At 71.2% G+C, this 7,036-nt stretch carries 7 protein-coding genes; 5 read left to right on the forward strand and 2 right to left on the reverse strand.

Annotated elements, in window-relative coordinates; translation table 11 throughout:
• The first annotated feature begins 37 nt into the window (after positions 1 to 37).
• From D7Y15_RS30095 to D7Y15_RS30115, 5 genes are read left to right on the forward strand one after another with little or no spacing between them, the layout of a single operon-like run.
• Positions 38 to 952 carry an LD-carboxypeptidase gene (locus tag D7Y15_RS30095; RefSeq protein ID WP_121754713.1) on the forward strand — a complete coding sequence of 305 codons (915 nt, stop codon included), beginning with the start codon at positions 38 to 40 and terminating at the stop codon, positions 950 to 952.
• Positions 949 to 2,112: a serine hydrolase gene (locus tag D7Y15_RS30100; RefSeq protein ID WP_121754714.1), complete on the forward strand. Its 1,164-nt coding sequence runs from the start codon at positions 949 to 951 to the stop codon at positions 2,110 to 2,112. Before D7Y15_RS30095 ends, D7Y15_RS30100 begins: the two co-directional genes overlap by 4 nt.
• Positions 2,113 to 2,124: 12 nt before the next feature.
• Complete coding sequence (gene mpl / locus D7Y15_RS30105; protein ID WP_121754715.1) at positions 2,125 to 3,594, forward strand: UDP-N-acetylmuramate:L-alanyl-gamma-D-glutamyl-meso-diaminopimelate ligase; 1,470 nt, start codon at positions 2,125 to 2,127, stop codon at positions 3,592 to 3,594.
• A gap of 3 nt (positions 3,595 to 3,597) precedes the next feature.
• Positions 3,598 to 4,176 carry a TlpA disulfide reductase family protein gene (locus D7Y15_RS30110; protein ID WP_121754716.1) on the forward strand — a complete coding sequence of 193 codons (579 nt, stop codon included), beginning with the start codon at positions 3,598 to 3,600 and terminating at the stop codon, positions 4,174 to 4,176.
• Positions 4,177 to 4,200: 24 nt separating this feature from the next.
• On the forward strand, positions 4,201 to 5,025 hold the full coding sequence (locus D7Y15_RS30115) for an inositol monophosphatase family protein (protein ID WP_121754717.1): 825 nt from the start codon (positions 4,201 to 4,203) through the stop codon (positions 5,023 to 5,025).
• Here D7Y15_RS30115 and D7Y15_RS30120 read toward each other — a convergent pair.
• Entirely contained in the window at positions 5,022 to 5,636 is a 615-nt protein-coding gene (locus tag D7Y15_RS30120; RefSeq protein ID WP_120579484.1) for a polysaccharide biosynthesis/export family protein, read from the reverse strand. The genes D7Y15_RS30115 and D7Y15_RS30120 overlap by 4 nt on opposite strands.
• Positions 5,637 to 5,650: 14 nt before the next feature.
• The gene (locus D7Y15_RS30125; protein WP_120595070.1) at positions 5,651 to 6,910 is read right to left on the reverse strand and encodes a hypothetical protein; all 1,260 of its coding nucleotides are present in this window, start codon (positions 6,908 to 6,910) and stop codon (positions 5,651 to 5,653) included.
• Positions 6,911 to 7,036: the final 126 nt, after the last annotated feature.

Here is a 7,036-nt window from a genome sequence, read left to right on the forward strand (position 1 = left end):
CTCCCTGAAACACCGTGTCGCCCCGGCACCGGGTGCTATGAAGCGCTGCGTGCGTTGGCTCAAGCCCCTTCCGCTCCGTCCCCGCGACACGGTGCAAGTCGTCGCCCCCGCGGGCCCCTTCGAACAGGCTCCCTTCGAGGCCGGCCTGCGCATCCTCTCCGAGCGCTACTCCCCGGTGGTCCGGCCCGATATCGGCGCCTCGCACCGCTACCTCGCCGGGGATGACGCCCGCCGCCAGGAGGAGCTGTCACACGCGTTCCTCGACCGCGCCTCCCGCGCCATCTTCTGCGCTCGGGGCGGCTATGGCAGCGCGCGCCTGTTGCCGGAGCTGCCCATCGACAAGGCCGGCCCCATCGCCTTCACTGGCTTCTCCGACCTGACGTCCATCCACTGCGCGCTCCAGGCCCTGCACCGCGTCTCCATCCACGCGCCCGTCCTCACGCAGCTGGGCCGCCAGTCCACCCAGGTCCACGACTACTTCTTCCGCCTGCTCGAATCCGCGGAGGCCCCGCCGCCCCTCAACGGCAACGCCACCTACGTCCCCGGCACCGCCGAGGGCACTCTCGTGGGCGGCAACCTGTCTGTCTTCTCCCGGCTCCTGGGCACGCCGTACATGCCGCCGCTCGACGGCGCCGTGCTCCTCCTGGAGGACGTCACCGAGCGCCCCTACCGCATCGACCGCATGTGGACCCATCTGCGGCTCGCCGGTGTCTTCTCCCGTGTGCGCGGCATCGTCCTGGGTGACTTCACCGCCTGCGAGGAGAAGGACGCGAACTACTCCAGCGCGGACGTGCTCCGTGAGCTGGCGCGTGACGCGAAGCTGCCCTGCGCCGCGGGCTTCCCCATTGGCCATGGCGCCATCAACTACCCCGTCGCCCTGGGCACGCACGTGCGCCTGGACGCGGACGCCGCGCGCCTCACCTTCCTCGAAGGCGCGGTGAGCCCCGGATGAGCCAGCACCCCATCGCCAACCTCCAGGCCGTGCTCGATGACGGCGTGGAGCTGGGCATCTTCCCCTCCGCCCAGGCCGTGGTGCTCCACAAGGGCGTGCAGGTCTTCGGCGGCGTCGCTGGCAACGTGAAGGGCGACACGCGCTTCGACCTCGCGTCCCTCACCAAGGCCCTCTCCACCACCGCGCTCTTCCTGCGCCTGTGGACCGAGGGCAAGGTGGGCCCGGACACGCTCGTGTCCCGCTACTTCCCCGGCTCACCCGCGGGCGACGCGGGCGTCACCGTCGCGGACCTGCTCTACCACCGCTCCGGTCTGCCCGCCTTCGTCCCGTTCTTCGCGGACGCCCTCAAGGCCCACCCGGAGCTGCTCGACGCCGGCTGCCCTTCCTCCGTCCGCGCGCAGGTCCACGCGGACGTCCTCCATGCCGCCGCCGCCACGCCGCTCGACGCGCCCGTGCGCACGAAGTCCGTGTACAGCGACGTGGGCTTCATCCTCCTGGGCGACATCCTCGCCCGCGCCGGTGGCGCCCCGCTGGACGTGCTCTTCCACCGCCACGTCGCGGAGCCGCTGGAACTGAAGGCCCGCTTCCACCGCCTCAGCGATTTCCCCGCCGACGGCGCCACCGCGCCCACCGGCGCCATGCGCCCGCGCGAGCCCGCTCCCGGCCAGGAGTCGCTGTGGAAGGACGTGCCGTCGCAGCCGTCCCGCCCCGCGGAGGTGGATGACGACAACGCCTGGGTGCTGGACGGCGTCGCGGGACACGCGGGCCTCTTCGGCACCGCCGTGGACGTGGCTCGCTTCGGACAGGCCGTGCTGGAGGGCGCCGCGGGCACGCATGCCGCGATTGCTCCGGGGCCCTTGTGGCACCGCGCGCTCGCCACCGACCCCAAGGTGGAGGGCAGCACCCGCTCCATGGGCTTCGACTCTCCGTCGAAGGGCCATTCCAGCGCGGGTCGATTCATTGGCGACACGCCTCCGGGCGCGGTGGGCCACCTGGGCTTCACCGGCACCAGCCTCTGGGTGGACCTGAGGCGGTCGCTCGTCGTCGCGCTCATCACCAACCGCGTGGCCCAGGGCCGTCAGGACCTGCGCATCCGCGACTTCCGCCCCGCCTTCCACGAGCTCGTCGTGGAGGCGCTCGACCTTCACGTCCTCCCCTGAGGAAACCGCAGCATGGCTGACGACAACGGCAACGTCCTCGACACACTCGACCCGCGGTCCGTGCGCCGCATCCACCTGGTGGGCGTGGCCGGCACGGGCATGGGCTCCTTCGCCGGCATGCTCAAGGCCGCCGGCTACGACGTCACCGGCAGCGACGAGAACGTCTACCCGCCCATGAGCGACATGCTCCGCACGTGGGGCATCCCCGCCAGCAGCCCGTACTCGCCCGCCAACCTGGACGCGGCGAAGCCGGACCTGGTCATCATCGGCAACGTCATCCGCCGGGTGAATCCGGAGGCCACCGCCGTGCGCGAGCGGGGCCTCAAGCAGATGTCCTTCCCCGCGGCGTTGGGCTCGCTCTTCCTGGACCGCTCGCACTCCGTCGTCGTCGCCGGCACGCATGGCAAGACGACGACGTCCTCGCTCATGGCCCACGTGCTGGTGGCCGCGGGCAAGGACCCCAGCTTCCTCGTGGGCGGCGTCACCCAGAACTACGCGGGCAACTACCGCGTGGGGAAGGGCCCGCACTTCGTCGTCGAAGGCGACGAGTACGACACCGCCTACTGGGACAAGGGCTCCAAGTTCCTCCACTACCGCCCGCGCACCGCCATCGTCACCAGCGTGGAGTTCGACCACGCGGACATCTTCCGCGACCTGCCCCACTACGAGGCCACGTTCCAGAAGTTCGTGCGCCTGGTGCCGAAGGACGGCCACCTGGTCGTCTGCGCCGCGTATCCGAACGCCGTGCGCATCGCGCGTGAAGGCATCGCGCCCGTCAGCACCTACGTGGCGGAGGAAGGCGCGGACGCGGACTACACGCCGAAGAACCTCTCCTTCGGTCCCGAGGGCGCTCGCTTCAACGTCATGGAGAAGGGCCAGGACCTGGGCACCGTGACGCTGCCGATGTCCGGCGCGCACAACGTGGAGAACGCGCTCGCGGTCATCGCCGCCGCGCGCGGCCTGGGCCTCACCTTCGCTGAAATCCAGCAGGGCCTGTCCACCTTCCAGGGCGTGAAGCGCCGGCAGGAGGTGCGCGCGGAGGTGGACGGCGTGCTCGTGGTGGACGACTTCGCGCACCACCCCACCGCCGTGCGCGAGACCATCGCCGCCATCCACCACCGCTACCCGGACCGGCGCCTGTGGGCCATCTTCGAGCCGCGCTCCAACACCAGCCGCCGCAACATCCACCAGGAGGACTACGCGCACGCCTTCCCCGGCGCCACGCGCGCCAGCCTCAAGGTGCCCGAGCGCCACGACAAGGTGCCCGAGGGCGAGGAGCTCAACGTCCCCAAGCTCATCGAAGCGCTCAAGGGCCAGGGCATCGCCGCGGACGGCGCCACCGACGTGCAGACGCTGGTGGACCGCGTCGCTTCCGAGGCGAAGTCCGGTGACGTGCTGCTCGTCATGAGCAACGGCGCCTTCGGAGGCTTCATCGACAAGTTGCTCACCGCCCTGAAGTCCCGGGCGGGGAAGGGGACCTGAGCCATGCGCCGTCCATTCCTCCTCTCGCTGGGAGCCCTGGCGTTCGCCCTGGGCTGCTCCGCGGCGCCCACGCCGTTGCCCGCGCTCACGGACCGTACCGGTGACGGAACGCGCTCCAGCAGCTCCGCCCTGGAGTCGAACCGGGCCTCGGGCCAGCCGCTCGTCTTCCAGGTGAAGCGCTACCCGGACAACAGCCCGTACGACTTGAAGAGCGACCGCGGGCAGGTCGTCCTCCTGGACGTGTGGGCCACGTGGTGCGAGCCCTGCAAGGACGCGCTGCCCATGTACGCGCAGCTCCAGAAGGAGTACGGCTCGCGCGGCTTCAAGGCCTACGCCCTCAACGTGGACGAGGACGTGCGCGCCATTCCTCCCTTCCTGGAGGAGGCGAAGGTGGAGCTGCCCATCCTCCTGGACGCCAACGCGCTGGTGTCCGAGCGCCTGCTGAAGGTGCGGCTGATGCCCACCACCTTCCTCATTGATCGCAAGGGCGTCGTCCGCCACGTGCACGAGGGCTTCGCCGAGGAGTTCCTCCAGAAATTCCAGACGGAAATCGAGCAGCTGCTCGCCGAGCCCGCCTCCTAGAGCGCACCCGAGGGAAACGCAGCCATGGCCCACGAACCGGAAACGCCCTCCGCGCTGCGCCGCACCGCGGAGGAGGGCGCCCGCATGGCCGGCCGCATCCTCCGCGAGCGCTTCCCGCAGCACCGCACCATCGAGTTCAAGGGCGGCATCGACCTCGTGACGGACGCGGACCGCGCCTCCGAGGCCGCGCTGCTGGACTTCCTGCGGCAGCGTTACCCGCGCCACGCCATCCTCGCGGAGGAGAGCGGCGCCACGCAGGGCAGCGACACGTTCCGCTGGGTGGTGGATCCGCTGGACGGCACCACCAACTACTCGCACCAGGTGCCGCACTTCTGCGTGAGCGTGGCGGTGGAGGGCCCGGAAGGCACCGTGGCGGGCGCCGTCTACGACCCCATGCGCGACGAGCTCTTCTCCGCCGCGAAGGGGGAGGGCGCCACGCTCAACGGCGTGCCCCTGAAGGCCAGCCCCACGGCCACGCTGGAGCGGGCGCTCTTGTGCACGGGCTTCCCCTACGACGTGCGCGAGCGCCCGGACCTGCCCGTGGGCCTCTTCAGCCAGCTCATCCTCCTGGCGCAGGGCATGCGCCGCACCGGCAGCGCCGCGCTTGACCTGGCGTACGTCGCGGCCGGCCGCTTCGACGGCTACTTCGAGTTCGGCCTCAAGCCCTGGGACATCGCCGCGGGCGGCCTGCTGGTGGCGGAGGCCGGCGGCGTCATCGTGCACATCGACGGGCGCCCCTTCGACGTGCTCAAGGGCGATGTGCTGGCGAGCGGCGCGAACCTGGCGCCCCAGCTCATGACCCAGGCGAAGCGCTTCCTGGATGAAATCGGCTGGACGTCGCGCGACTAGAAGAAGCTCTCCGGCACGAAGACGATGTCGCCGGCCTGGAGCAGGAAGTTGCGCTCGCGGCCCACGCCAATGTCCTCCACGGGCACGCGAATCTTGCGCTCCTGCCCGTCCACCACGCGCGTGACGAGCGTGTTGTTCTTCGCCGCCAGCTTGGTGAAGCCACCGGCCAGCGTAATCGCCTGGATGATGGACACCTCGCCGGTGACGGGGAAGGTGCCGGGCTTCTGCACTTCCCCGAAGACGAAGATCTTCTGCGAGTTGTACTCCCGCACCAGCACGGACACCTGCGGGCGGCGCAGGTAGCGCGCCAGGCAGTCTCGCAGCGCGTCCGCCGCGGCGCTGGCGGTGAGGCCGGACAGCGACACCTTGCCGCACAGCGGATAGTCGATGGTGCCTTCCGGCGACACGCGCCAGGTGCCGGAGTGCTCGGGCTCCTGGAAGACGCGCACCTCCACCACGTCACCGGGCCCCAGGTTGCCGCCAGACGTCGCCGCGGCCTCCGCGGACGATGCGGGCGTGGGCGGAGGCGGCGGCGGGCGCGTGTCCGCGTGGCATGCGGACAGCACCGCGAGGAGGACCGGCAGGATGAAGCAGAGCCGCGAGGAACGCATGGGCGCGGAAGGCCTCAGTAGGAGACGGACACCCGCGCGTAGCCTTCGTGGCGGGTGTAGTTGAGGCCAGCGGCGCCCAGCGACGAGGAGCGGGTGCCCAGCATGTAGCCCACCGCGCCCACCAGCCACGGGCGGATTTGGTACTCGGGCCCCAGGTCCAGCGTCACCAGCGTGTCGCCGCGGCCGCCCGCGAAGGAGAGGAAGTCCAGCGCGCCCGTGGCGTGCAGCGCGAGCCGGCTGCCCATCACGGTGCGCCCTTCCGCGTAGACGCGGTCGTCGCGGAAGGTGCCGTAGGCGGCCACCGGTTGGAAGGCGCGCAGGTAGCCGCCCTTCACCGTGAGCGACGGGCCCACGAGGTACGTGCCCTCCACCTGGCCCACCACGGTGCCGCCGCCGCCCGAGCCCAGGTTCTGGCTCCAGCCGGCCTTCGCCGTCAGGGTAATCCGCGGGGAGATCAGTCCGGACACGCCCGCCATGGCGTGCAGGATGGCCGCGCTGGGCGTGGTGGTGTCGTTGAAGTAGCCCCGGTACTGCAGGCCCGTGTCCACCACCACCGCCGTCTTGGGCAGGAAGCGCCAGCGGCCCTCCGCGCCCAGCCGCAGGTTGCCGTAGTTGAACTGGCTGGCGGCGAGCGGATCACACGCGGCGTCGGTGCAGCCGATGGGCGTCATGCCGCCCAGGGGCTCGAAGAACTCCATCGCGTACGCCAGCGCAGGGGTGACTTCCAACGCGCCGCCGCCGGGCTTCCACTGCGCCTTCACGCGCGCCTCGTTGAAGAGGCTGAGGATGCCCGCGCCCAGCGCCGCCGTGCGCGTGCGGTCCGAGCGCGTCAACTCGTCGCCGACCTCAAAAGACAGCTCGCTCTCCTGGTTGAACCGCAGCGCCAGGTCCGCCGCGCCCTCCAGGTGAGACGCCGCGCCGGAGCCCGCCGTGAGCAGGCCCGTGTAGGCCACGTAGTCCAGGTTGCCGCGCAGCGCGACGGCCAGCTTGGGGGACGGCACGTCCAGCATCAGCCCGGGGCGCACGTGCAGCGCCAGCTCTCCGGACAGGTCCGGGGACAGGGGGCCGGTGCCCGCTTCGCGGAAGTAGCCCACGCCGCTGTCCAGCCGCGTCTCCAGCTCCAGCGTCGGGTGCAGTCGCCCGTTGCCCACCTTGAGGCCATTGCCACCCGGAGGCCGCCCGCCCACGAAGGCCTGCGCCGACGCCGTCAGCGGCAGGAGCGCCGCGAGCGCCAGGGCCCCAAGGGCCAGACGGAATGTCCCAGGCTGCTTCATGGTGTCAGAGGCGCTCCACGCGGTGAGACGGCGGGCATAGCACGCGGGTTCCCGCACCGGAACAAACGGTCCGGGGCCGGGACCGCGGCAGGTGGGAGGCAGCCAGGCACTCAGTCCACGGGCTGT

This window comes from Corallococcus sp. AB030 (assembly GCF_003668965.1).
Taxonomy (GTDB): Bacteria; Myxococcota; Myxococcia; order Myxococcales; family Myxococcaceae; genus Corallococcus; species Corallococcus exiguus.

What these genes read in the sequence shown, in the direction of transcription:
- D7Y15_RS30095 (WP_121754713.1), top strand. Translation starts at nt 38, where the DNA reads ATGAAGCGCTGCGTGCGTTGGCTCAAGCCCCTTCCGCTCCGTCCCCGC.
- D7Y15_RS30100 (WP_121754714.1), top strand. Translation starts at nt 949, where the DNA reads ATGAGCCAGCACCCCATCGCCAACCTCCAGGCCGTGCTCGATGACGGC.
- mpl (WP_121754715.1), top strand. Translation starts at nt 2,125, where the DNA reads ATGGCTGACGACAACGGCAACGTCCTCGACACACTCGACCCGCGGTCC.
- D7Y15_RS30110 (WP_121754716.1), top strand. Translation starts at nt 3,598, where the DNA reads ATGCGCCGTCCATTCCTCCTCTCGCTGGGAGCCCTGGCGTTCGCCCTG.
- D7Y15_RS30115 (WP_121754717.1), top strand. Translation starts at nt 4,201, where the DNA reads ATGGCCCACGAACCGGAAACGCCCTCCGCGCTGCGCCGCACCGCGGAG.
- D7Y15_RS30120 (WP_120579484.1), bottom strand. Translation starts at nt 5,636, where the DNA reads ATGCGTTCCTCGCGGCTCTGCTTCATCCTGCCGGTCCTCCTCGCGGTG.
- D7Y15_RS30125 (WP_120595070.1), bottom strand. Translation starts at nt 6,910, where the DNA reads ATGAAGCAGCCTGGGACATTCCGTCTGGCCCTTGGGGCCCTGGCGCTC.